The organism is Dietzia sp. ANT_WB102, assembly GCF_008369165.1.
In the GTDB taxonomy this organism is placed as follows: domain Bacteria; phylum Actinomycetota; class Actinomycetes; order Mycobacteriales; family Mycobacteriaceae; genus Dietzia.
The window spans coordinates 2,275,308-2,298,146 of sequence record NZ_VOBA01000001.1 but is presented as its reverse complement, the minus strand read 5'-3'; the positions used below and the strand labels follow the sequence as shown (position 1 = coordinate 2,298,146).

General features: G+C 67.6%; 22 protein-coding genes. 3 read left to right on the top strand and 19 right to left on the bottom strand.

Annotated elements, in window-relative coordinates:
- Positions 1–14: 14 nt before the first annotated feature.
- Positions 15–1,319 (top strand): alkaline phosphatase family protein, encoded by a 1,305-nt coding sequence (locus tag FQ137_RS10590; RefSeq protein ID WP_149292343.1) that lies wholly within the window; start codon positions 15–17, stop codon positions 1,317–1,319.
- Positions 1,320–1,405: 86 nt separating this feature from the next.
- Here FQ137_RS10590 and aspS read toward each other — a convergent pair whose 3' ends face one another.
- Positions 1,406–3,217, bottom strand: coding sequence for an aspartate--tRNA ligase (gene aspS / locus FQ137_RS10585; RefSeq protein WP_149292342.1), 1,812 nt, complete (start codon positions 3,215–3,217; stop codon positions 1,406–1,408).
- A gap of 234 nt (positions 3,218–3,451) precedes the next feature.
- Between aspS and FQ137_RS10580 the strand changes: the two genes are divergently transcribed.
- A complete protein-coding gene (locus tag FQ137_RS10580) occupies positions 3,452–4,369 on the top strand; it encodes a neutral zinc metallopeptidase (protein WP_149292341.1) in 918 nt (305 codons plus the stop codon).
- Positions 4,370–4,399: 30 nt separating this feature from the next.
- Here FQ137_RS10580 and hisS read toward each other — a convergent pair whose 3' ends face one another.
- Both hisS and FQ137_RS10570 read right to left on the bottom strand, forming a co-directional pair.
- Positions 4,400–5,680 (bottom strand): histidine--tRNA ligase, encoded by a 1,281-nt coding sequence (gene hisS, locus FQ137_RS10575; protein ID WP_149292340.1) that lies wholly within the window; start codon positions 5,678–5,680, stop codon positions 4,400–4,402.
- Between the two features lie 45 nt (positions 5,681–5,725).
- Positions 5,726–6,391, bottom strand: a complete 666-nt coding sequence (locus FQ137_RS10570; RefSeq protein ID WP_149292789.1) for an MBL fold metallo-hydrolase — start codon at positions 6,389–6,391, stop codon at positions 5,726–5,728.
- A 208-nt stretch (positions 6,392–6,599) separates the two neighbouring features.
- Here FQ137_RS10570 and FQ137_RS10565 point away from each other — a divergent pair, with 208 nt between their 5' ends.
- Positions 6,600–7,523, top strand: a complete 924-nt coding sequence (locus FQ137_RS10565) for a peptidylprolyl isomerase (protein ID WP_149292339.1) — start codon at positions 6,600–6,602, stop codon at positions 7,521–7,523.
- A gap of 101 nt (positions 7,524–7,624) precedes the next feature.
- On the opposite strand, the gene FQ137_RS10560 is transcribed toward FQ137_RS10565, so the two are convergent.
- The 16 genes from FQ137_RS10560 to pgsA all read right to left on the bottom strand — a co-directional run bounded on the left by FQ137_RS10560 (position 7,625) and on the right by pgsA (position 22,830).
- On the bottom strand, positions 7,625–9,982 hold the full coding sequence (locus FQ137_RS10560; protein WP_149292338.1) for a bifunctional (p)ppGpp synthetase/guanosine-3',5'-bis(diphosphate) 3'-pyrophosphohydrolase: 2,358 nt from the start codon (positions 9,980–9,982) through the stop codon (positions 7,625–7,627).
- 46 nt (positions 9,983–10,028) lie between these two features.
- Complete coding sequence (locus FQ137_RS10555) at positions 10,029–10,586, bottom strand: adenine phosphoribosyltransferase (RefSeq protein WP_149292337.1); 558 nt, start codon at positions 10,584–10,586, stop codon at positions 10,029–10,031.
- Complete coding sequence (secF, locus tag FQ137_RS10550; RefSeq protein WP_149292336.1) at positions 10,583–11,644, bottom strand: protein translocase subunit SecF; 1,062 nt, start codon at positions 11,642–11,644, stop codon at positions 10,583–10,585. The genes FQ137_RS10555 and secF overlap by 4 nt, the downstream gene beginning before the upstream one ends.
- Positions 11,641–13,341, bottom strand: a complete 1,701-nt coding sequence (secD, locus tag FQ137_RS10545) for a protein translocase subunit SecD (RefSeq protein ID WP_255583972.1) — start codon at positions 13,339–13,341, stop codon at positions 11,641–11,643. The genes secF and secD overlap by 4 nt, the downstream gene beginning before the upstream one ends.
- A gap of 72 nt (positions 13,342–13,413) precedes the next feature.
- On the bottom strand, positions 13,414–13,722 hold the full coding sequence (gene yajC, locus FQ137_RS10540) for a preprotein translocase subunit YajC (RefSeq protein WP_149292335.1): 309 nt from the start codon (positions 13,720–13,722) through the stop codon (positions 13,414–13,416).
- Between the two features lie 91 nt (positions 13,723–13,813).
- Positions 13,814–14,932 carry a Holliday junction branch migration DNA helicase RuvB gene (ruvB, locus tag FQ137_RS10535; RefSeq protein WP_255583969.1) on the bottom strand — a complete coding sequence of 373 codons (1,119 nt, stop codon included), beginning with the start codon at positions 14,930–14,932 and terminating at the stop codon, positions 13,814–13,816.
- Positions 14,932–15,531: a Holliday junction branch migration protein RuvA gene (gene ruvA / locus FQ137_RS10530; protein ID WP_149292334.1), complete on the bottom strand. Its 600-nt coding sequence runs from the start codon at positions 15,529–15,531 to the stop codon at positions 14,932–14,934. The genes ruvB and ruvA overlap by 1 nt, the downstream gene beginning before the upstream one ends.
- Entirely contained in the window at positions 15,528–16,187 is a 660-nt protein-coding gene (locus FQ137_RS10525) for a crossover junction endodeoxyribonuclease RuvC (RefSeq protein ID WP_149292333.1), read from the bottom strand. Before FQ137_RS10525 ends, ruvA begins: the two co-directional genes overlap by 4 nt.
- A gap of 61 nt (positions 16,188–16,248) precedes the next feature.
- On the bottom strand, positions 16,249–17,001 hold the full coding sequence (locus FQ137_RS10520) for a YebC/PmpR family DNA-binding transcriptional regulator (RefSeq protein ID WP_149292332.1): 753 nt from the start codon (positions 16,999–17,001) through the stop codon (positions 16,249–16,251).
- Between the two features lie 79 nt (positions 17,002–17,080).
- A complete protein-coding gene (gene pdxT / locus FQ137_RS10515) occupies positions 17,081–17,695 on the bottom strand; it encodes a pyridoxal 5'-phosphate synthase glutaminase subunit PdxT (protein ID WP_149292331.1) in 615 nt (204 codons plus the stop codon).
- A complete protein-coding gene (locus FQ137_RS10510; RefSeq protein WP_149292330.1) occupies positions 17,692–18,564 on the bottom strand; it encodes an acyl-CoA thioesterase II in 873 nt (290 codons plus the stop codon). Before FQ137_RS10510 ends, pdxT begins: the two co-directional genes overlap by 4 nt.
- Positions 18,565–18,571: 7 nt before the next feature.
- Complete coding sequence (gene pdxS / locus FQ137_RS10505; RefSeq protein ID WP_149292329.1) at positions 18,572–19,477, bottom strand: pyridoxal 5'-phosphate synthase lyase subunit PdxS; 906 nt, start codon at positions 19,475–19,477, stop codon at positions 18,572–18,574.
- Positions 19,478–19,571: 94 nt separating this feature from the next.
- Positions 19,572–20,168: an NUDIX hydrolase gene (locus tag FQ137_RS10500; RefSeq protein WP_149292328.1), complete on the bottom strand. Its 597-nt coding sequence runs from the start codon at positions 20,166–20,168 to the stop codon at positions 19,572–19,574.
- On the bottom strand, positions 20,158–21,273 hold the full coding sequence (locus tag FQ137_RS10495) for a glycosyltransferase family 4 protein (RefSeq protein ID WP_149292327.1): 1,116 nt from the start codon (positions 21,271–21,273) through the stop codon (positions 20,158–20,160). The genes FQ137_RS10500 and FQ137_RS10495 overlap by 11 nt, the downstream gene beginning before the upstream one ends.
- Positions 21,274–21,280: 7 nt before the next feature.
- Positions 21,281–22,189, bottom strand: coding sequence for a phosphatidylinositol mannoside acyltransferase (locus tag FQ137_RS10490; RefSeq protein WP_149292326.1), 909 nt, complete (start codon positions 22,187–22,189; stop codon positions 21,281–21,283).
- On the bottom strand, positions 22,186–22,830 hold the full coding sequence (gene pgsA, locus FQ137_RS10485) for a phosphatidylinositol phosphate synthase (protein ID WP_149292325.1): 645 nt from the start codon (positions 22,828–22,830) through the stop codon (positions 22,186–22,188). Before pgsA ends, FQ137_RS10490 begins: the two co-directional genes overlap by 4 nt.
- Positions 22,831–22,839: the final 9 nt, after the last annotated feature.

The following is a 22,839-nucleotide window of genomic DNA, read 5'->3' as shown; positions in this document are numbered from 1 at the left end:
AGGACACCCACCCGATGTGCCGCGACGATCATCCCACCCACGGACCCACGCTCACGCGTCGTGAGGCGCTCGCCGGCGCCGGCATGATCGCCGCCGCCGGCGCGATCGGGGTGACAATGCTGGCCGAGCCCGCCTCCGTGTGGGCCAACCCCGTCCGCCCGGTGGCCGACGATCTCGACGTCTACGTGATCGTGACCGACGGCATGCGCCCAGACGAACTGAACCCGTCCCAGGCCCCCACACTTCACCGGTGGGCGACAGAGGGGACGCGGTTCACCGATGCCTCCTCAGTGATGATCGCCGAGACCCTGCCCAATCACGCGGCCATGGTCACGGGGGTCCTGCCGGAGCGAAACGGGGTGCCCGCGAACTCCATTTGGGACCACGCGGCCGGCGAAGAACGTACCCTCGACCGGCCCGGCGACCTGCGGGCCGCCACAGTGCTGGACCGCATTCGGACCGAGGTGGGCCTGACCACCGCGAGCGTCCTCAGCAAGGATTACCTCCACGGGCTGTTCGGGGGCCGCGCGAGCGTGCAGTGGGCACCCTTCCCACTGGTGCCGATCACCGACCATTCACTCGACTACTTCACCATCGAGGCCCTCAAGCAGACCATCACCGACCACGCCCCGCGGATGACGTTCGTCAACCTCGGGGACATGGACCGGTTCGGCCACATGGACCTGTCGGGCACCTCACTGCGCCTGGCCCGCAACCAGGCAGTGTTCAACTCGGACCATAAACTCTGGGACTTCGAGCAGTTCCTCCGGTCCACCGGCCGCTGGGAACGGTCGGTGTTGATCGTCCTCGCCGATCACGGCATGGACTGGTCGGAGCCACTCAGCCTCATCAGCGCAGCCGGCGCGATCGACGCAGACCCGGCGCTACGAGGACGCTTCGGCATCGCACAGAACGGGGGTGCGGACACGTTCTCCTACCGCGGACCGGTCGACGAGCGTGACGCCTCACTGGCGCGACTTCGGGAGGTGATAGGCGCGCTGCCCGGCGTCAACCGCCTCTACGAACCAGCCGAGCTGTCTCTGGGTGAACGTGGCGGCGACCTCGTGGCCACCTGTCATCCCGGGTGGCGGTTCTCCGACCCCACCCCGTTCTCCAACCCGATCCCCGGAAACCACGGACACGAGGTGACTCTGGGCATCCCGTTCTTCGTCAGTGGTGGGCACAAGATCGTGCGTCGGGGGCAGGTCGTCGACCGCCCGGTCCGCACGCTCGACGTGGCCCCCACAGTCGCCCGCCTGTTCGGCCTCGACCACGGAGGAATGGACGGGCGCCCGGCCGTGGAGGCATTCAACCTGTAGCCGTGCCCGAGAATTGCCGGGGCCCGCGGTGCGAGCGCATGAAGCGCCACCGCGGGCCCCCTTTGCCGACTCCGGGTGCGGAAGTCCTACTCCACCACTGTGTCGGCCGCAGTGCCGGCGGGAGCGGCCTGACCGCGCTGGACCGGCTTGGCGTCGATGCCGGACTCCTTTCGCTGCTGCGCGGTAATGGCCGCCGGGGCATCAGTGAGCGGGTCGACGCCGCCGCCGGACTTGGGGAACGCGATGACGTCGCGGATGGATTCGGTGCCCGCGAGCAGCGCACAAATGCGGTCCCAGCCGAAAGCGATGCCGCCGTGCGGAGGGGCGCCGTAGGAGAAGGCGTCGAGCAGGAATCCGAACTTCTCCTGCGCCTCATCCTGCGAGATGCCCATCACGCCAAAGACCCGCTCCTGCACGTCCTTGCGGTGGATACGGATGGACCCTCCACCGATCTCGTTGCCGTTGCACACGATGTCGTAGGCATAGGCCAGCGCCGATCCCGGGTCGGTGTCGAAGGTGTCGAGGTGTTCGGGCTTGGGCGAGGTGAACGCGTGGTGCACCGCGGTCCACGCCCCCGACCCGACCGCCACGTCGCCGGCGGCAGTGGCGTCGTCCGCCGGCTCGAACATCGGGGCGTCGACGACCCAGGTGAACGCCCACTTCTCGGGATCGATCACACCGAGCTTCTCGGCGATCTCACCGCGGGCAGCACCCAGGAGCGCACGGGTGGCCTTGACCGAACCCGCGCCGAAGAAGATGCAGTCTCCCGGCTCCGCGCCGACGTGCGCGGCGATGCCGGCGCGTTCGGTATCCGAGAGGTTCTTGGCGACGGGGCCGCCGAGCTCGCCGTCTTCTCCGACGAGGATGTACGCCAAGCCCTTGGCGCCGCGCTGCTTCGCCCACTCCTGCCAGGCGTCGAGTTGGCGACGCGGCTGTGACGCTCCGCCCTTCATGACGACCGCACCGACGTAGGGGGCCTTGAACACCCGGAACGGGGTGTCGGCGAAGAACTCGGTGCACTCGACCAGTTCGATGTCGAAGCGCAGATCCGGCTTGTCCGAACCGTAGCGACGCATCGCCTCGGCGTAGGTCATCCGCGGGATCGGGGTCGTGATCTCGTATCCGGCGGTGGCCCACACCTCGGCGAGGATCTCCTCGGCAACGGCGATCACGTCCTCCTGATCGACGAAGCTCATCTCCACGTCGAGCTGGGTGAACTCCGGCTGCCGATCGGCGCGGAAGTCCTCGTCTCGGTAACAGCGGGCGAGCTGGTAGTACTTCTCCATCCCGGCCACCATGAGCAGCTGCTTGAACAGCTGTGGCGACTGCGGGAGGGCGTAGAACGTGCCCGGCTGCAGGCGGGCGGGCACGAGGAAGTCGCGAGCCCCCTCCGGTGTCGAGCGGGTCAGCGTGGGGGTCTCGATCTCCACGAAGTCGTGGCGGGCCATGACCGCCCGCGCCGCGGCATTGACCTTGGACCGCAGGCGCAGGGCCGAACCCGGTCCCTCCCGTCGCAGATCGAGATACCGGTGACGTAGACGTGCCTCCTCGCCGACCTCGTCGTCGAGCTGGAACGGCAGAGCCGCGGCCTCGCCGAGGACCTCGAACGACGTCACATCGATCTCGACCTGACCAGAGGCGAGATTCGGGTTCTCCGACCCTTCCGGTCGTCGATCCACGACGCCGGTCACCGCGACGCAGTACTCGTTGCGAAGGCGGTGTGCGCGCTCGGCGACCGCTTCCGAGCGGAACACCACCTGGCACACACCGGTCGAGTCGCGAAGGTCGACGAAGATGACCCCGCCATGATCCCGGCGGCGCGCCACCCAGCCGGCCAGGGTGACGGTCCCCCCTGCGTCGGCGGCTCGGAGCTGGCCGGCGGAATGGGTGCGCAGCACTGCGATTGTCCTCTCGTCGGGAAAAAGTGTGTGGTCGGTGAACGCCGGACGGCCCCCGCTCGATAAGCGATCGGCCCCGGGTTCGGACGAGGCACAGTCTACGTCCACTCTCGGCGGATCCCCGTGTCGGCTGCGGCTGCGTCCCGGGGGACCAATACAGTGGACCGACACTGATCGCGGTGGTGTGGCCTGGCCGGGTGGACCGGCGGCCGGAGTGGACGAGAGGGTGGCGACATGACGTTCCGGCAGGGCGGGAGGCTAGATACCAGCGGAGTCTCCGGCGGGGGGCGCGGAGGCCGAGGGGGGCGCCGGGGAATCGCGGTAGGCGGAGGTGTGGGCGGCCTCGCCGTCGTCCTCATCGCACTGTTCCTCGGCGTCGACCCGGGCCAGCTCGGCCTGGACTCCGGCGCCACAGGCGGTCCGGGCCAGACCTCCGAGTCGGCACAGCAACTCCAAGCCCACATCGACCAATGCGACCTGCAGCAGGCCAACACCGACACCATCTGTCGCATCGTCGCCACGACAGAGAGTCTCGAGGACGTCTGGACAGCCCAACTCCCAGACCAGGCGGGGATGCGCTGGGTCCAGCCGCACACGAACATTTTCGCCAGCACCGTTGATACCGGCTGTGGCGCCGCCTCCTCCGCCGTCGGCCCGTTCTACTGCCCGGCAGACGAGAACGTCTACCTCGATCCGACGTTCTTCGATCAGGTCCTCGTCGGACAGCTCGGCGGATCACCGTCCGGCGCTGCGCAGATGTACGTGGTCGCGCACGAGTTCGGCCACCACCTCCAAACCATGCTCGGCGACATCCGCCGCTCCCAGCAGGATCCCCAAGGGGCCTCCTCGGGCGCGGTCCGTGTCGAGCTCCAGGCTGACTGCTACGCCGGACTGTGGGCCCATTACGCCACCTCGAGCCCGGCCCCCGACGGCGGCGCGCCGCTCCTTGAGAGCCTGACCCCCGGCGACGTGGACGCAATCATCCAGACCGCCGAGGCAATCGGCGACGACCACATCCAACGCTCCGGTGGCGCGCGCGTCGACCCGCAGTCGTGGACCCACGGCTCGTCCGAGATGCGCAGACAGTGGTTTGTGACGGGTTACGAGCAGGGCTCGATGCAGGCCTGTGACACCTTCCGCGCGCGGCTCTGACGCGCGGGCGGGTTCACCTGGCGGTCGTCGTCACCGGGCCACGCCCCTGATGACGTGGTCGACCACAGTCGCGAGCGGCACCGGCTGCTGCTCGCCAGTGGCCATCGTCTTCACCACGGCCGTCCCCGCGGCGAGTTCGTTCTCCCCGACGACGACGGCGACAGCCGCTCCGGATCGGTCCGCGGCCTTGAATGCGCCCTTCATGCCGCGGTCCCCGTAAGCCATGTCCGCGCGGAGCCCACTGCGGCGGAACTCCGCGAGCACGGGCACAAGCACCGCCTTGGCCTGGTCGCCGAGCGCGACGCCGTAGACGTCGACGCGTCCCTCATCCGCCGGGTCGATCCCCTCGGCCTGAAGCGCGAGAACAGTCCGATCCACACCGATACCGAACCCGATGCCGGACAGCGCCTGCCCGCCGAGCTGCTCCATCAAGCCGTCATAGCGGCCGCCGCCGCCGATACCGGACTGGGCGCCCAGCCCGTCGTGCACGAATTCGAAAGTCGTCTTGGTGTAGTAGTCCAGGCCTCGGACCATGCGGGGGTTGATCTCGTAGGCGACGCCGAGTGCGTCCAGGTGGGAGCGCACGTTCGCGAAGTGTTCGGCGCTGGCGTCCGACAGATGATCGATCATCAGCGGCGCGTCCGCGAGCTGGGCGCGGACCTCGGGGCGCTTGTCGTCGAGAACACGAAGCGGGTTGATCCGCGCGCGTTCCCGGGTCGCCTCGTCGAGGTCCAGTCCGGCGAGGAAGTTCTGCAGACGCTCTCGGTACTCGGGTCGGCAGGTCTCGTCACCCAGCGACGTGAGCTCGAGGCGGAACCCGGTGAGACCGAGAGCCCGGAACGCCTCGTCCGCCACGGCGATCACTTCCGCATCCAACGCCGGGTCGTCGACGCCGATCGCCTCGATGCCCACCTGTTGGAGCTGGCGGTAACGCCCGGCTTGGGGGCGCTCGTACCGGAAGAACGGTCCCGAGTAGCGGAGTTTGACCGGGAGCTGCCCGCGGTCCAGGCCGTGTTCGATCACCGCACGCATGACTCCTGCGGTGCCCTCGGGGCGCAGGGTGACACTGCGGCCACCCCGGTCGGAGAAGGTGTACATCTCCTTGGACACCACATCAGTCGACTCCCCCACGCCGCGGGCGAACAGTGCGGTGTCCTCGAATACGGGCAACTCGATGTGCCCGTATCCGGCGCGACGGGCAGCGGTGGTGATGGCGTCCCGCACGGCGACGAACCCGGCAGAGGCAGGGGGAACGTAGTCGGGTACTCCCTTGGGTGCCTTGATCGCGGTCTTCTTCTCGGTTGCGGTCACTGGTGGGTGGTCCTTGGGTCTCGAGGGTCGGGGTTGCTGGTGGGGCTAGAGGTCGCGAAGGAACGGGTTGGATCGCCGCTCGCGGCCGATGGTGGTGGACGGTCCGTGTCCTGGCAGGACGACCGCGTCGTCGTCGAGGACGAGGAACTTCTTGGCGATGGATTGCATCAGGATCTCGGTATCGCCTGCCGGCAGATCGGTGCGGCCCACGCCGTCTTGGAACAGTACGTCCCCCCCGAGCACGACCATTCGGGGTCCCTCCTCGGTCTGCACGATGATCCGGAAGGAGACCGATCCGGGGCTGTGGCCCGGGACGTGATCCACGTCGAACGTCATCGATCCGAATTGCAGTGTGTCCCCGTCAAAAACTTCGATGACCTCGGTCGGCTCGGTGAAGGTGACGTCCTTGAGCATCGCAGACAGGTCGAGGGAGAGTCCCCTGCCCGGATCGGAGAGCATTGGGCGGTCATCGGGGTGGATGTAGGCGGGAACACCGTAATGATCCGCCACCTGTTGAGCGTTCCAGATGTGGTCGAGGTGACCGTGGGTGAGCAGGACCGCACGCGGCCGGAGCCCTGATTCGGAAATCTGACGGCGGACCTGCTCCTCCGCGTCCTGGCCCGGGTCGACGATCACGCAGTCCCCCGCGTCGTCCGCCACGATGTAGCAGTTGGTCTGGAACATTCCGGCGGGGAAACCGACGATCTGCACGTCCCGCACTCCCTTTCTCATACGGTCGGCGCCATTTGGCGCCCAGTGCCGGGGCAACGGAGCCTGACACCGGAGTGGCGTTCGGCCGCCACTGCCCGACCTGGTAGACAAGGACCCTGGGCTTGACCGCCGTGATGTCTCCGCCAAGGAGACTCACCGTACGATCCGCCCGACCGTTCCAGCCTAGTCCAGGTCCCCAGGAGGGTCAGTGTCCACCAACCAGGAACGCCGAGCCGAGGCGCGCCAACGCTTGCGCGAGCAGATGGAGGCGCAGGCCCGCCGCGAGAAGCAGTTGAAGATCGCCGGGGCCTCGGTCGTGGTGGTCGTTCTGCTCGGGATCGTGGGCGTCGTTGTCTGGAACAAGGCGGAGCAGGCTCGGGCCGAGGAGTACGCCGCCAATTGGATCACCTGCGAGTACCCGCAGGACACCAGCCCTGTAGAGAAGGTCGATCCGGCCCAGTTCCAGGACCAGGGGCCGGAGGTCGTCGCCGAGGCGCGCCGCTTCAACGCGCAGGTGGACGAGGTCGAGAAGTCCAAGCGGGAGGTGGAGCCCCCGAGCGGTGATCAGCCCCGAAAGGGCACGGCGGACATCACCATCACTACCGGCAGCGGCGAGATCCCGCTGGTCCTCGACCGGGAAGGCGCCCCGTGCAATGTCGAGAGTTTCGTGCACCTAGCCCAGCAGCAGTACTTCGACGACACCAAGTGTCATCGCCTGACCATCGGTCGGAAGGAGTCGCAGCTCTCCGTCCTGCAGTGCGGCGATCCGACCGGCACCGGTCTCTCGGGCCCCGGTTACTCGGTCGTGGACGAGCCGCCGACTGATCTGCCCGTGGCCGAGGACGGATCCGGGATGTCGGTCTATCCGCGCGGCACCGTCGCCATGGCCAAATCGCAGGCGCCGAACAGTGCCGGGAGCCAGTTCTTCCTCGTGTACGAGGACTCCATGCTGCCGCCCGAGTACTCGGTCATGGGCACGATCGGCGACGCCGGCCTCAAGGTCCTCGACAAGATCGCCAAGACGGGAACGAAGAGCGACGACCAGTCGAATCCGGACTCCGAGGTGCCCCGTCGTCCTGTCGTCATCGAGAAGGTTACGGTCGGCGCTCAGGAGGGCTTGCCCGAGAATTGATCCCGCGGCTTCGGTTGTGAGACCCGGCCCCGGCCTCCTGGCCGGGGCCGACTCGTCCCACAATGCCCCGCGGTCCCCGGCACGGTCGCCGGGGCCGACACCTAGTTCGAGGTCATCCGGTAAACGTCGAAAACGCCCTCGACCTTCCGGACGGCACCCAGGACATGCCCCAGGTGTTTGGGATCGGCCATCTCGAAGGTGAACCGGGAGATCGCCACCCTGTCGTCACTCGCGGTCTGAACCGACGCGGACAGGATGTTGACCTTCTCGTCGGCCAGCACCTTCGTGACGTCAGACAGGAGGCGGTGGCGGTCGAGCGCCTCCACCTGGATGGCAACGAGGAAGACTGCGCCTGGCTGGGGCGCCCACTCGACCTTGACCAGTCGCTCTGGTTCCCGATGCAGGTTGGAGGCGTTGGTGCAGTCTGTCCGGTGCACACTGACCGTGCCGCCGCGCGTGATGAAACCCAGAATCTGGTCCCCGGGGACCGGGGTACAGCAGCGGGCCAATTTGGCATGGACGTCTTCTACGCCACCGACGAGGACGCCCGCACCCGAGGACGTGGGGCGCGGTGTGGAGATGGACTTGTCGCGGGAGCGGTCAGCGAGTTCCTCGGTAACCTCGTCGACACCGCCGTGGGCCGCGATGAGACGGCTCACCACGGTCTTGGCGGAGACATGGTTCTCCCCGATGGCCGTGTAGAGCGCAGTGACGTCGGCGAACCCGAGTTCGCGGGACACCCCGGCCAGCGACTCGTTTGAGAAGACGCGGTGAACGGGGACCCCGCCGCGGCGGACCTCGCGGGTGATGAGGTCCTTGCCCTTCTCCAGAGCCTCCTCGCGGCGTTCCTTGGCGAACCACTGCCTGATCGAACTCTTGGCGCGGCCGGAAACCACGAATTTCTGCCAATCCAGACTGGGGCCGGCATTGAGGTCCTTGGAGGTAAATACCTCCACGACCTCGCCGTTCTCCAGCGGGCGTTCGAGAGCGACGAGTTTGCCGTTGACCCGCGCACCGATGCAACGGTGACCGACCTCCGTGTGGACCGCATAGGCGAAGTCCACGGGGGTGGCGCCGACCGGCAGGTTGATGACGTCCCCCTTGGGGGTGAAGACGAAAATCTCCTTACTGGTCATCTCGAAGCGCAGTGAGTCAAGGAACTCGCCGGGGTCGGCCGCCTCGCGCTGCCAGCTGAGCAGTTGGCGCATCCACGCCATCTCGTCGACCTCGGCGGGGTTACCGTTGTGCTTCCCGCGGGTCTCCTTGTAGCGCCAATGCGCCGCGATGCCGTATTCCGCGTTGCGGTGCATCTCGTGGGTGCGGATCTGGATCTCGAGCGGCTTGCCGTCGGGCCCGATTACGGTGGTGTGCAACGAGCGGTAGACACCGAAGCGGGGCTGGGCGATGTAGTCCTTGAACCGACCGGGCATCGGTTTCCATGTCGAGTGGACGACACCGATGGCCGCATAGCAGTCGCGGACGTCTTCACACAGAACGCGGATACCTACGAGGTCGTGGATCTCGTCGAATTCGCGGCCCCGGACGATCATCTTCTGGTTTATCGACCAGTAGTGTTTGGGACGGCCCTCGACCCGAGCCTGGATGTGGGCTTTCTCGAGCTCTGACTTGACTCGGTTGGTGACCGTTCCCAGGTAAACGTCGCGGCTGGGTGCGCGGTCGGCCACGAGCCGAACTATCTCCTGGTATTTCTTCGGCTCGAGGATCGCGAACGCGAGGTCCTCGAGTTCCCATTTGATCGTGGCCATACCGAGTCGGTGCGCGAGCGGGGCGATCACCTCGAGCGTCTCTTGAGCCTTCTTGACCTGTTTCTCGGGCGGCAGGAACCGCATCGTGCGCATATTATGCAAACGGTCGGCCACCTTGATCACCAGGACTCGCGGGTCGTGCGCCATCGCGATGATCATCTTGCGGATGGTCTCCGCCTCGGCGGCCTCGCCGAAGTCGACCTTGTCGAGTTTGGTCACCCCGTCGACCAGGTGCGCGACCTCTCCCCCGAAGTCGGCCTCGAGGCTCTCGAGCGAGTAGTCCGTGTCCTCCACCGTGTCGTGGAGCAACGCGGCGACGAGGGTGGTGGTGTCCATTCCCATCTCTGCGCAGATGGTGGCCACCGCAAGCGGGTGGGTGATGTAGGGGTCCCCGGACTTGCGGTAGACGCCGTCGTGTTGCTTCTCGGCCAGAGAGTACGCCCGGGTCAGCAGGCCGACGTCGGCCTTGGGGTGGTGGATGCGATGGACGCGCACCAACGGTTCGAGAACCGCCGGTGTGGAGGTCACGGTCAGCCCGGATGTGAGCCGCCGGGCCCACCGTGCGCGGACGCGCCTCCCAGCGGAGGGGCGAGTGCCCGGGATCACCGGGAGGGGCTGGGTCGGGGGCTGGGGCTTCTGTTCGGGTGAGTCACCCAGGCCCGACTGTCCGGCGGGCTCCTGCCGCTGGGTCATCTCCGGCTCCTCCCTCCAGTTCCGGGCCGTCAGGAACGGCCGGCGGTCACGCGACCGTGAGGCAGGTCAGCGGTGTGCCGGCCAGTCTATCCCGGCCCCCGAGGCCGGGTACCTCGAGCACCACGGACAGTCCCACGACGAGTGCGCCACAGTCCTCCAGCAGTCCCACTGCAGCGGTCAGCGTTCCCCCGGTGGCGAGGACGTCGTCGACGACGAGAACACGCTTGCCGCTCAGGTCGAGACCGTCGGCGGGAAGTTCCAATGTGGCGGCGCCGTACTCGAGTTCGTAGGAACGCGAGTGCACCGGAGGTGGTAGCTTGCCCGCCTTTCGCACGGCCAAGACCCCCGTGTGGAGGCGCACGGCCACTGCCCCGGCCAGCAGGAACCCGCGGGCATCGAGTCCGGCGACGTAGTCGACGGTGCCGATCTCGTGGCCGGCGATGAGCCCGGCGACGACCGCGTCGAAGCCGTCGGCATCGGCAAGGACTGGTGTCAGGTCGCAGAATTGGACGCCCGCGGACGGGAAGTCCTCGACGCGACGCATCAGGCGCTCCACGGCCGAACTGATCGTCGGCGAGACGTGGGTGAGGGCTGACTCGGTCATGCGTTGGCCTCGGATTTCTCGCGTCGGGCGAGGACCTTGGCGGTCTGCCGTCTGATTTCGGGGTCACGGTTCTTCAGAGTCACCAGCAGTGGCGTGGCGAGGAAGACCGAGGAGAAGGTGCCGGTGATGATGCCAACCATCTGCACGAGTGCGAGGTCCTGCAGCGTTCCGACTCCCAGGATAATCACCGCGATGACCACCAGGGAGAGCAGCGGCAGGACACCGATGACGGTGGTGTGGATGGACCGCATGAGCGTCTGGTTGACGCCCAGATTCGCCTCTTCGGCGTAGGTGCGACTGGCGGTGTGCCTTATCCCTCGGGTGTTCTCCTCGACCTTGTCGAACACGACCACCGTGTCGTACAGCGAGAAACCGAGGATTGCCAGCAGGCCGATCACGGTGGCGGGGGTGACCTCGAAGCCGACGATCGAATAGACGCCCGCAGTGGTCACCACGTCGTACAGGAGCGCGACGACGGCGGCGGTGGCCATCTGCCACTCGAAGCGGAAGGCGATGTAACCGAACACGATCACGAGGAAGACCCCGAGCGCGATGAGGGCGTTCTTGGTGACCTGCCCTCCCCAGCTCTCACTGCGCGCGGAGTCGCCGATTGCCTCGATCGACGCGACCCCGTCCGCGGTGACGGGATGGAACTCGTCGTAGAGGGCGTTCTTCGCGGCGAGGATCTCGTCGGTGTCGAGGAACCGTGTCTCGACCTCGACGATCCGGGAATTGCCGGCGCCGACGATCTGGACCATCTGGGGTTCCTCGCCTACCGACTCTTCGACCACGACCGCCACGCGGTCCTTGTCGATGTCGCCGGCGGGCATCGTGAGCTTCGTGCCGCCCGTGAAGTCGATGCCGAAGCTGAAGCCGCGGAAGATGATGCTCGCCAGACACACCGTGACGATCAGGATCGTCAGGATGTAGAACTTGCGGCGATTAGGGACGATGCCGAACGCCCCGGTCCCTGTGTAGAGCCGGGTGAACAGGCTGTCGGCGCGGTCCGGGCGCACCGCGGTGCCGCCCTCGGTAGCGGTCGGGGTGGGGGTACTCATCGGCCCTCCTCCTCATCGGTGGCGGGGCGCTCGGTGCGTGGCCCGGTGATCGTGTCTCCCACCGGGCCACGGATGGCCGCAGTGACCCCACGGTCGCGGTCCTGCTCGGTCACCTGGTCGACCTTGCGATCGTGGCGACGTTGTTCCGCTGCGGCCGCCTGGATGTTCTCCATCCTCCCCATTCCATTCGCCCAGGTTTTGGCGAAGAGGGGCCTGGTGGAGGCCAGGTAGACGAGCGGCCAGGTCACAGTGAATGCGACGAGCACGTCCATGACGGTGGTCAGCCCGAGGGTGAATGCGAACCCACGAACCTCGCCGCTGGCCAACAAGTAGAGCACGACGGCACCGATGAGACTGACCATGTTGCCGGTGACGATCGTGCGGCTGGCGCTCTTCCACGCCCGCGGGACGGCGGATCTGAACCTGTGGCCCTCCCGTAGCTCGTCCTTGATGCGCTCGAAGAACACCACGTAGGAATCGGCCGTCATGCCGATTCCGATAACCAGGCCCGCGATGCCAGCGAGGTCGAGGCTGTAATCGACCGTATAGCCGAGGAAGACCAGCAGGACGTAGGTGAGCACGAAAGACAGGAGTAGCGAGATGAATGCCAGCACGCCGAGGAGCCGATAGAAGACGACTGAGTAGGCGAGCACCAGCAGGAAGCCGATTGCGCCGGCGAGTAGGCCGGCCTCGAGCGAGGCCAGGCCGAGGGATGCGGGCACGTTGTCGACGTTGGGGTCCTCGAACGAGATGGGCAGAGCGCCATAACGCAGGTTCGCGGCGAGGGAGGCCGCCTCATCGGTGGTGAAGTCCCCGGTGATGGAGGTGGCCGAACCCACCGGGGTGACGCCCTGGACTACGGGCGCGCTGATGACCTGGCCGTCGAGGAGGATGGCGATCTGTCGCTGAAGGTTCTCCTGTGTCAGGCGGGACCAGGTGGCGCTGCCCTGCTGACCGGGACCGGCGTTGAAGCGGAAGGAGACCTCGTTCTTTGCGGCCTGCTGGTTGAACCCGGAACTGACAGAGTCCTTGACGATCTGTTGTCCGTCGAGTCGCTTCCCGTCTTCAGGTTCGTCGATGAGCAACGGGACCGGACCGAGCACGTACTTGGCGCCATCGCCGCACGCGATCAGGGCCTGGGACGGGTCGTCGAAACCGGCCAACACATCTCGTTCCGGGCAACGGAACGCCGCGAGTGTCTGCGTGAGCTGTTGCGGATCGCCCTGGCGGACTTTCCGTGCCTCGTCGACCTCGCGGGCGACCGCCGCACGGTCTCCCTTTGCGGCGGGAACGGGTTCGAGGTCGCCCTCGGCGACCGGCTGGACCTGCAGGACCGGTCGGATCGTGAGTTGCGAGGTGGTGCCGAGATCGCGAGCCTGGCTGGAATCCTCCCCGGGGACTGTGAGGACGATATTGCTGCCCTCGATGACGACAGTGGTCCCGGCCACGCCCAGACCGTCGACGCGGTCTCGGATGATGTCCTGCGCCAGCCGAAGATCTGCGTCGTCGTGCTGTCCCTTGGGGATCAGGGTGACGCGGGTGCCGCCTTGCAGGTCGATTCCCAGTTTGGGTGTCAGTCCGCGTTCGGCCACGGCGAAAGCGCCGAGGAAGAGGATGAACAGCACCAAGAAGAAGGTGGACAGCAGCGCCCACGGTCTGGGGCGGGCGTCGGCGCCGCGAGGACGAACTGGTGACACAGGTGATCTCTCTCGGTCTTCGTCTGGGGCCTCCGGCTGGACGGCCTCATTACACTACTCGCCGTTAGCGGCCTACCGGGAATCCTCGGCGTCCATACCGGAGTCGGCTCCGGGGGTCGTGCCGGCGTCGAGCTTTTCGCGGATGACCCTCCGGTCCCATTGGGTGCGTACGCCCGGGGCGATCTCGAGCCCCAGGGTCTCCTCGGCCACGGTAACGATGGTCGCGTGCAGGCCCGAGGTGGTGAGCACCCGGTCGCCCACCTTGAGAGAGTCCTGCATCTCCCGCAGTGTCTTCAGCGCCTTTCGCTGCTTCGTACTCTGCAAGACCATCAGCACAATGAGTACGACGATCATCAACGGCAGCAGTAGTTCCAGTCCCATTGGGGTCCTCCTGACGTGTACCCGCTGGTTCCGGGTCCTTGTGGCGGGTCCGGGCCACGGACGGCCTGGTCCGAGGATGCCAGCCGAGCGATCAGTCGCGCCCGCCGGGTCCCTGGTCGACCTCGACCGGCAGCATCGGGTCGCCGGTGGCCTTGCCGGGTCGGGTGAGACGGAGGTGCTCCCACGCTGCTGCTGTCGCGGTGCGACCGCGTGGGGTGCGCGCGAGCAGCCCAGCCCGGACAAGGAAGGGCTCACAGACCTCTTCGAGGGTGGTGGACTCTTCCCCCACCGCGACAGCCAGTGTGCTCAACCCGACGGGCCCGCCCTCGTGCTGGATGAGCAGTGCACGGAGGACCGCGCGGTCGAGCCGGTCGAGCCCCAGTTCGTCCACCTCGTACACCTCGAGCGCTGCTCTGGCGACGGGGACGGTGATCCGGCCGTCGGCTCTGACTTCGGCGAAGTCCCGAACCCGCCGCAGAAGCCGGTTCGCAATCCTGGGCGTGCCCCGCGATCGACCCGCGATTTCCAGTGCGGCGTCGGGGTCCACGGGAATGGCGAGAATTTCCGCGGCGCGGGTGACGATCCGCGCAAGGTCAGCGTCAGTGTAGAAATCCATGTGCGCGGTGAACCCGAACCGGTCGCGCAACGGGCCGGTGAGTGCACCGGATCGAGTGGTGGCGCCGACCAGCGTGAACGGCGCGATCTCCAGGGGGATCGAGGTGGCGCCGGGGCCCTTGCCCACCATGATGTCGATCCGGAAGTCCTCCATCGCGAGATAGAGCATCTCCTCAGCGGGGCGGGCGATCCGGTGGATCTCGTCGATGAACAGTACGTCGCCCTCGATGAGGTTGGACAGCATCGCGGCCAGGTCACCGGGACGTTCGAGGGCGGGCCCTGAGGTGATCCGCAATGAACCGCCGAGTTCAGCCGCCACGATCATCGCGAGACTGGTCTTACCCAACCCGGGTGGCCCGGAGAAGAGCAGGTGGTCTGGGACGACACCGCGACGAGTCGCGGCCGTGAGTACGAGATCGAGTTGTTCGCGAACTGTCTCCTGCCCGATGAACTCATTGAGGTTTCGAGGCCGGAGCGCGCCTTCGACGTCGGTATCAAACGGGGTCACGGACGCGGACAGTTCTGATTCCCCACCTGCGCCCACGTCGGTGTCCAGGGTGTACTCGTCACCGGGTGGGTCTAACTGTGCCCCCATCAGCGCTTACCGAGGGACTTGAGGGCCAGTCGCAGCGCCTGTGCCGGGTCAAGTTCGGGCTCCGCCGCGAGCACCGAGGTCGCGGTCTTCTCCGCCTCTGCCGCGGAGAAGCCCAAGCCCTCGAGGGCATCGGCCACCTCGGTCGCCGCCGAGGTTCGGGCGGCGCCGACCGGCGAACCCTCGGGCCGGCCGGCCGTCACGGGCCCGACCTTGTCCTTGAGTTCCAAGACCATGCGTTCGGCCGTCCGCTTGCCCACCCCGGGAACCCGGGTCAACGCCTTGACATCCCCGGCGCCCAGGGCTCTGACGAGGTCCTCCGGCTCGAGGGTGGCGACGATCGCCAGGGCCAATCGGGGTCCGACGCCAGATACGGTCTGCACAGTGAGGAACAACTGCCGCGCGTCCACCGAGTCGAATCCGTAGAGGGTCAGCGAGTCCTCGCGTACGACCAATTCGGTGTGGAGCATGCCCTCGGCACCCCGGCGCAGACCCGCCAACGCGGCCGGGGTCGCGTGCACGAGCACTCCGACCCCGCCGGTCTCCACCACGCAGCGGTCCAGGCCAATCTCGGCCACCGTCCCTCTGATCGAGGCGATCACCAGCGCACTCCCTTCGTCCGCGCCATGCCCCGGGCCGCGGCGCGGGCCCGCTCCTGATCGGCTGCCGCGCTGCGGCCCCCGTGTGCAGTCGACGCAGCCGCCTCTCGCGCTGCCGCGACCTTCGACTCGAACCCGGCGCGTGATCGCGCGATGTGCCCGTCGTGTGAGGCCACCCGTCCCTGCATCGGGGCACGCCAGCTGTGGCATACAGCCAGCGCCAGGGCATCCGCAGCATCTGCTGGGCTCGGAGGTTTCTGCAGCCCGAGGATCCTCGTGATCATCAGAGTCATCTGCTTCTTATCCGCCCGGCCGCTGCCGGTGATGGCCGCCTTGACCTCCGACGGGGTGTGGAAAGCCACAGGGATGTCCCGGTAGGCGGCGGCCAGCGCCACCACACCTGCCGCCTGGGCTGTGCCCATGGCAGTGGAGACCTGGTTCTGCGCGAAGACCCGTTCGATGGCGATCACATCTGGGCGGTGGATCTCCATCCACTCGTCTGCCATCGCGTGAACGGCTCGCAGACGATGTTCCAATTTCTGCTGAGCTGTTGTGCGTACAACGTCGACGTCCAGAGCCGTGACGGCACGACCCGGTTCGGTCTCGATCAAGGCGAGCCCGCACCGGGTCAGCCCCGGGTCCACACCCATGACGCGCATAGCGACCTTTCGCCGACCATTGGTAGAACCTACGTTCGAGACCCTACCAGTGGCCCGCTCCTCACTCGTTCAAGGCCGCCAGCACGTCGTCCGGCACGTCGAGGTTCGAGTAGACGTTCTGAACGTCGTCGGAGTCTTCGAGTGCGTCGATGAGCTTGAAGACCTTGGTCGCGCCCTCCGCGTCTACGGATACCTCGACCGACGCGCGGAATCCGGATTCAGCGGACTCGTAGTCGATGCCGGCGTCCTGGAGTGCTGTGCGCACCTGGACGAGATCCGTCGGTTCGCAGACCACCTCGAACTGCTCGCCGAGGTCGTTGACCTCCTCGGCTCCGGCCTCGAGCACGGCCATGAGGACGTCGTCCTCTTCGAGCTCGCCCTTGTCCAGCAGGATCTCGCCCTTGCGGGTGAAAAGGTAAGCGACAGAACCCGGATCGGCGAGGTTGCCGCCGTTGCGGGTCATGGCTGTGCGCACTTCGCCAGCGGCGCGATTGCGGTTGTCGGTCAGACACTCGATGAGCAGGGCCACGCCGTTCGGGCCGTAACCCTCGTACATGATGGTCTCCCACTCGGCGCCGCCCGCCTCTTCGCCGGCGCCGCGCTTGCGGGCCCGCTCGACATTGTCGGCGGGAACGGAGTTCTTCTTGGCCTTCTGGATGGCGTCGTAGAGCGTGGGGTTGCCGGCCGGGTCACCGCCGCCCGTGCGGGCCGCCACCTCGATGTTCTTCACGAGCTTGGCGAAAAGCTTGCCGCGTTTGGCGTCGATCGCCGCCTTCTTGTGCTTGGTGGTGGCCCACTTGGAATGGCCTGCCATGGATGTTCCGCCCTCCGGGGGTGTCAGACCGGTCCCACCGTGCGGTGGATCCGGTGCGATGTCTCGCTGACCGCCCAGTCTACGAGGTTGCCTGCCGCACCATGTCGAGGAAGTACTCGTGGACGCGAACGTCGTCGGTCACCTCGGGGTGGAAGGAGGTCGCCAAGGCGTTGCCCTGGCGAACCGCGACCACGTGGTCCCGGCCGTCGGAGGCGCGGACTTCGGCGAGTACTTCCACGTCGGGGCCGAGGGACTCGACCCACGGGGCGCGGATGAACACCGTCCGTAGCGGGTCGGCGCCGAATGCTTCGACGACAAGGTCTGCCTCGAACGAGTCGACCTGCCGTCCGAAGGCGTTTCGACGGACGGTCATGTCGATCGCGGAGAACCAGGTGGCGTCGGCCCGGGTATCCAGTACGGCCGTTGCCAGCAAGATCATGCCCGCGCACGAGCCGTAGACGGGCATACCCCTGGAGATCCGGTCCGCGACCGGCTCGTACATCTCGTACACGTCGAGCAGCCGGCTCATTGCGGTGGACTCCCCGCCGGGGAGGATAAGCCCGTCCACGGAGTCGAGTTCGGAGCGTCGGCGGACGGGAACGGCCCGCGCTCCCACGGACTCCAGATGACGGATGTGTTCGATGACGTCACCCTGTAGCGCGAGGACGCCGACGGTCGGGGCGTCCGGGCTCACTTCGTCGTCGGGTCGTCGGTCGCGTTCACCGGGAACGACCTCGCCCCCGGGCGCAGGCGCCGAGACAGGCCTTCCTGGGTGACGGCGGCGACGAGTCTGCCGGAGCGGTCGAAGATTCGGCCCTGAGTGAGGGCGCGCCCGGCCGAGGCCGACGGTGAGGTCTGGTCGTAGAGCAACCAGTCGTCCGCCCGGAACGGTCGCATGAACCACATGGCGTGGTCGAGCGATGCGTCTTGGGTGGGTTCCTCGGGGTGGGGGACCTTGGCCGAGCCCAGCAAAGTCATATCCGACATGTACGCGAGTGTGCACACGTGGAAGTTGGGGTCGTCCGGCAACGTGTCGACGCTGCGGAACCACACCCGCTGTTGGGAGGCGAGGGCCGAATTGGTCTCCAGTCGGTCCCGGGGGACGATCCGGATGTCCCACTGGGCCCATTCGTCGACGAAGATGCGGTGGTCCTCGTCGAGGTCCTTGAGATCGGGGACCTCGATCTCCTCGGGCCCCACGACCCGGGGCATCGTGTCCTGGTGCTCGATACCCTCCTGGTCGACGAGGTGAAAGGACGCCGACATGGAGAAGATCGGCTCCCCCTCCTGGATGGCGGTCACACGTCGGGTGGCGAAACTGCGGCCGTCCCGCAGGCGGTCGACCTGGAACACGGTCGGCACGTCAGGGATTCCAGGCCGGATGAAGTACCCGTGCAAGGAGTGGACCTGCTTGTCCTCGTCCACGGTCCGGACGGCGGCGACGAGGGTCTGTCCGGCCACCTGCCCGCCGAAGGTCCGCTGCAGGTGCGTGCGGATAGCCGGGCCCCGGTAGAGGTCGCGGTCTATCCGCTCGATCTCGAGGATGTCCTCGATCTTCGCCACCCGCGGCTCACCAGCCCCGCTCGGCGAGCCGGTGCGGCTCCGGGATGTCGTCGACGTTGATGCCGACCATTGCTTCTCCGAGCCCGCGGGAAATATTGGCGAGCATCTCGGGGTCGTCGTGGAAGGTGGTGGCCTTGACGATCGCCTTCGCGCGATCTGACGGGTTGCCGGACTTGAAGATGCCGGAACCGACGAAGACGCCCTCGGCACCGAGCTGCATCATCATCGCGGCGTCGGCCGGGGTTGCGATGCCGCCGGCGGTGAACAGAACCACGGGGAGCTTGCCCTTCTCGGCGACCTCCTTGACCAGCTCGTAGGGTGCCTGGAGCTCTTTGGCCGCCACGTACAGCTCGTCCTTCGGCAGGCTCTGCAGCTTGCGGATCTGCTGCCGTATCTGCCGCATGTGGGTGGTGGCATTGGACACGTCGCCGGTACCGGCCTCGCCCTTTGACCGGATCATTGCCGCGCCCTCGGTGATGCGGCGCAGTGCCTCGCCGAGGTTGGTGGCCCCGCAGACGAACGGCACGGTGAAGGCGAACTTGTCGATGTGATTGGTGTAGTCCGCCGGGGTGAGGACCTCGGACTCGTCGACGTAGTCCACACCGAGGGCCTGGAGGATCTGGGCCTCGACGAAATGTCCGATGCGCGCCTTGGCCATGACGGGAATGGAGACGGCTTCGATGATCCCGTCGATGAGGTCGGGGTCGCTCATTCGGGCGACGCCGCCCTGGGCCCGGATGTCAGCGGGAACGCGCTCGAGGGCCATGACGGCGACGGCGCCGGCGTCCTCTGCGATCTTCGCCTGGTCGGCGGTCACGACGTCCATGATGACGCCGCCCTTGAGCATCTCGGCCATACCTCGCTTGACGCGTGCGGTTCCTGTGGTGTTCTCGCTGGACTGCGGCTCGCTCACGAAATAGGCCTTCCTGGCTCAGACGACGTGTAGTAGGGGTCAAGTGTAGGTCGCCCTCACCCCGACGCCCCAACCGCGGCCCCAGCGGGGTGTCTCAGTCGCGCGGCGGCGGGGCGTCGACGAGCTCGACGTACCCGGGCATCGGGGCTCGGCCAGCAAGTCTCAGGACGCGGACCGGGGCCTGTTCGCGCAGACTACGGGTGTCGCGTACGGCGTCGTTGTAGAAGCGACGCGCCATGGAGACGCGGTCGGTGGCGTCCTCCAACTCGGCGCTCAGGTCGTCGGGTAGGGCGTCGGTGTCGACCCCTGACAGCACCACGCCGAGGGTATTCTCCGCGAGTTCGGCTTCGGGTCCGGTGTGGTCGTCGGGAGGGCCATCGGTGTCAGCGTGACGGCGGTGGTCCGGGTATGGCGCGGGGTCCGGCCTGGTGATTGCGCCCGGCGGGTGGGCCCGGGCGGCGGCGAGGACCCGCGCGAGCCGTTCTGCCACGGCCGGATCCCGCTCTGAGAGTTCGCGGACGACGGCGGCGGCGACGGTGTGCCGCCGCTCCAGGGTCCCGGCCAGGGCTGCGCGGGCGAGGTCTGTGCGGATGTGGAGCCGGTCCAGCCGGTGCGCGGTGAGATACGCGGTGAGCAGCGCGCCGAGTGCGGCGATGGTGACGACGACGAGGACGACCAGCTCAACGGACACGGAGCGTCTCCCCCGGCCCGCGGATGGTTTCGTAGACGCGCACCACCCTGTCGGCGACGACAGGCCAGTCGTACTCTCGGACCGCCTCTCGACCGCGGGCACAGAGGTGGGCGCGGCGCGCGGGATCGGTGAGGACCCTCGTCAGCGCGGCCGCGAGGTCGCCTGGGTCACCCACCGCAGCGAGTTCTCCGCAGTCACCGTCCCGCAGGACCCGGCGGAACGCGTCGAGGTCGGAAGCCACTACGGCGGTCCCGGCGGCCATGGCCTCCACCAGGACGATGCCAAAACTCTCGCCCCCGGTGTTGGGAGCGCAGTAGACGTCCGCAGCGGCGAGGACCGCGGCCTTGCGGGTGTCGTCCACTCGGCCGAGGAACTCCACGTCCATCCCCGCGGGCAGTCGGGCGCGTAGAGCCCGCTCGTCCCCGTCACCCATGATCCGCAGGCGCAGGTCCGAGACGTCCAGTAGGACGGTCGCGAGCGCTGCGGCGAGCACACCCATCCCCTTCCGGGGTTCGTCGTATCGGCCGAGGAACGCCACGGTGGGTGCGTCGGTCGGCTCCGCTGAGGTGTCGACGTTGTCGAACGCGGCCACGTCCACCCCGTTGGGGATCTCCACGGCGTCAGAGCCCAGTGCCTCCATCTGCCAGCGCCGGGCCAGGGACGACACCGCGATCCTCCCCCGGATCTTCTCGAGTAGCGGGGCCAAGACGCCGTCTGCGGCGCCGAGGATCATCGACCCGGTCGTGGACGTGTGGAACGTCGCCGTGATGGGGCCGGAGGACATCGCCAGCGCGAACATTCCGACACCCGGCGCGTTGGGTTCGTGGATGTGCAGGATGTCGAGTGGTTGCTCGCGGAGCCACTGGCGGGTGGCTCGCCAGGTCGCGGGGCCGAAGCTGAGGCGGGCGACGGACCCGTTGTAGGGGATCGGGACGCCCGGCCCGGTCAGTGTCATCCCGGATATCGGCGCGCTACCGGGGCTGCCCGGGGCGAGGACGCGAACAGAGTGGCCGCGTCGACGCAATTCTTCCGTGAGATCCACCACGTGGGCCTGGACGCCTCCCGGGGCGTCGAAGGAATAGGGGCAGATCATGCCGATGCGCACGGCGAGATCAGCCCTCGATCCGCGCGCGCCGGTCGGCCGGCAGGTCGTCCAGCCACAAGGGCTGGAGCATGTGCCAATCAGCGGGGTGCCGGGCGATCCCCTCCGCGAAGAGGTCCGCCATCGACTGCACGGCCGATTCGACCCCTCCGGAGACATCGATGGGCGGGGTTATCCGCACCCGCATCGTCTCCTCGTCGGAGTACCAGAACTGCGCGACCAGCAGGGGCGCGCCGGTCTCCACCGCGAGCCGCGCAGCTCCAGCTGGCATGCGCGTCCGCTCGCCGAAGAACGTCACGGGCACCCCGGTGCTGCGCAGGTCCCGCTCCCCCGGCAGGCAGACGATCCCGCCCCCGGCGAGAAACTCGCGCAGCGCATCCAGCGGCGGGGTGGAGCCGCCCGTGTGCGGATAGATCGTGAAACCCAGGCCTTCGCGGAATTCCAGGAAGCGCTGGTACAGCGACTCCGGTTTCAGCCTCTCGGCGACGGTGGCGAACCCGCCGTAGCGGTGCGCCAGCCAGGTCCCGCCCAGGTCCCAGTTGGCCGAGTGCGGCAGTGCCACGACGACGCCGCGCCCCTGCGCGAGGGCGGCGTCGAGATGCTCGACCCCTGCTATCGTCCGATCCATCTCCCGCGCCACGGCCTCCCGGTCCATCGAGGGCAGGCGGAAGGCTTCCCGCCAGTAGCGTGCATAGGACCTGAGGGAGTCCCGGATCAGCTGGTCGGGGACCTCGGCCGGGGCGACTCCCAGCACGCGGGCGAGGTTTCTACGCAACTGCGAGTCCGGCCCCTGCCTGCGCGCGGCGAAATCTGCGCCTGCGCGGAAAGTCGCCCGGGCGACCGGCTCGGGCAGGGCGCGCACCGCGGCCCATCCGGCCGCGTAGCCGAGGTCGGACAGGCGCTCGCCCAGCGTGCTCATCGGTCTCCCACCGTGGGGGCGTCGGCTCGCGCCACCCGTTCGAAGTAGTCGGTGCGCCCGCCCCACACCCGCTGGATGATGGTGATAAGGCTGCCCAGTGCGACGGCGGTGAGGCCCACCTCGAGCGCCCACGGCACCCCCAGCCCCTCGAGGCCAGCGCCGAGCAAAATGAGTACGAGACGATCAGCCCGCTCCATGAGACCGCCCGGCGTGCGGAGCCCCCCCGCGTCGGCACGGGCCTTGGAATACGACACCACCTGGGAGAGAACCAGGCACGCCAAGACCATCACGAGCGCGTACTGCTTGTCAGGCTCGTCGTGAACCAGCCACCACACCAGGGACGCCAGGATCACACCGTCCGCGACACGGTCCGAGACAGCGTCGACAAGGGCTCCGTAGGGTGAGCCGCCGCCGCTCGCGCGGGCGACCGCACCGTCTACCAGGTCGAAGAGGGTGCACAGCGCGATGACGATCGCACCGGCCACGAGATGACCGGGCCCGAACAGTGTGATCGCGGCCAGGCAGGTGAGAAGTAGGCCGGTGAGGGTGATCCCGTTGGCGGTGACACCTGTGCGGACCAGGAACGCCGCGAAGGGGTGGGCCACCCTGGTGACTCCCGACCTTCCGTACTCGCTGAGCATTCGTCTCCC

Coding starts and splice junctions, on each gene's coding strand:
- FQ137_RS10590 (WP_149292343.1), top strand. CDS start 15: ATGTGCCGCGACGATCATCCCACCCACGGACCCACGCTCACGCGTCGT.
- FQ137_RS10555 (WP_149292337.1), bottom strand. CDS start 10,586: ATGACCGAGTCAGCCCTCACCCACGTCTCGCCGACGATCAGTTCGGCC.
- secF (WP_149292336.1), bottom strand. CDS start 11,644: ATGAGTACCCCCACCCCGACCGCTACCGAGGGCGGCACCGCGGTGCGC.
- yajC (WP_149292335.1), bottom strand. CDS start 13,722: ATGGGACTGGAACTACTGCTGCCGTTGATGATCGTCGTACTCATTGTG.
- FQ137_RS10580 (WP_149292341.1), top strand. CDS start 3,452: ATGACGTTCCGGCAGGGCGGGAGGCTAGATACCAGCGGAGTCTCCGGC.
- FQ137_RS10560 (WP_149292338.1), bottom strand. CDS start 9,982: ATGACCCAGCGGCAGGAGCCCGCCGGACAGTCGGGCCTGGGTGACTCA.
- pgsA (WP_149292325.1), bottom strand. CDS start 22,830: ATGCTCAGCGAGTACGGAAGGTCGGGAGTCACCAGGGTGGCCCACCCC.
- ruvB (WP_255583969.1), bottom strand. CDS start 14,932: ATGGGGGCACAGTTAGACCCACCCGGTGACGAGTACACCCTGGACACC.
- FQ137_RS10525 (WP_149292333.1), bottom strand. CDS start 16,187: ATGCGCGTCATGGGTGTGGACCCGGGGCTGACCCGGTGCGGGCTCGCC.
- FQ137_RS10490 (WP_149292326.1), bottom strand. CDS start 22,189: ATGAGCACGCTGGGCGAGCGCCTGTCCGACCTCGGCTACGCGGCCGGA.
- FQ137_RS10520 (WP_149292332.1), bottom strand. CDS start 17,001: ATGGCAGGCCATTCCAAGTGGGCCACCACCAAGCACAAGAAGGCGGCG.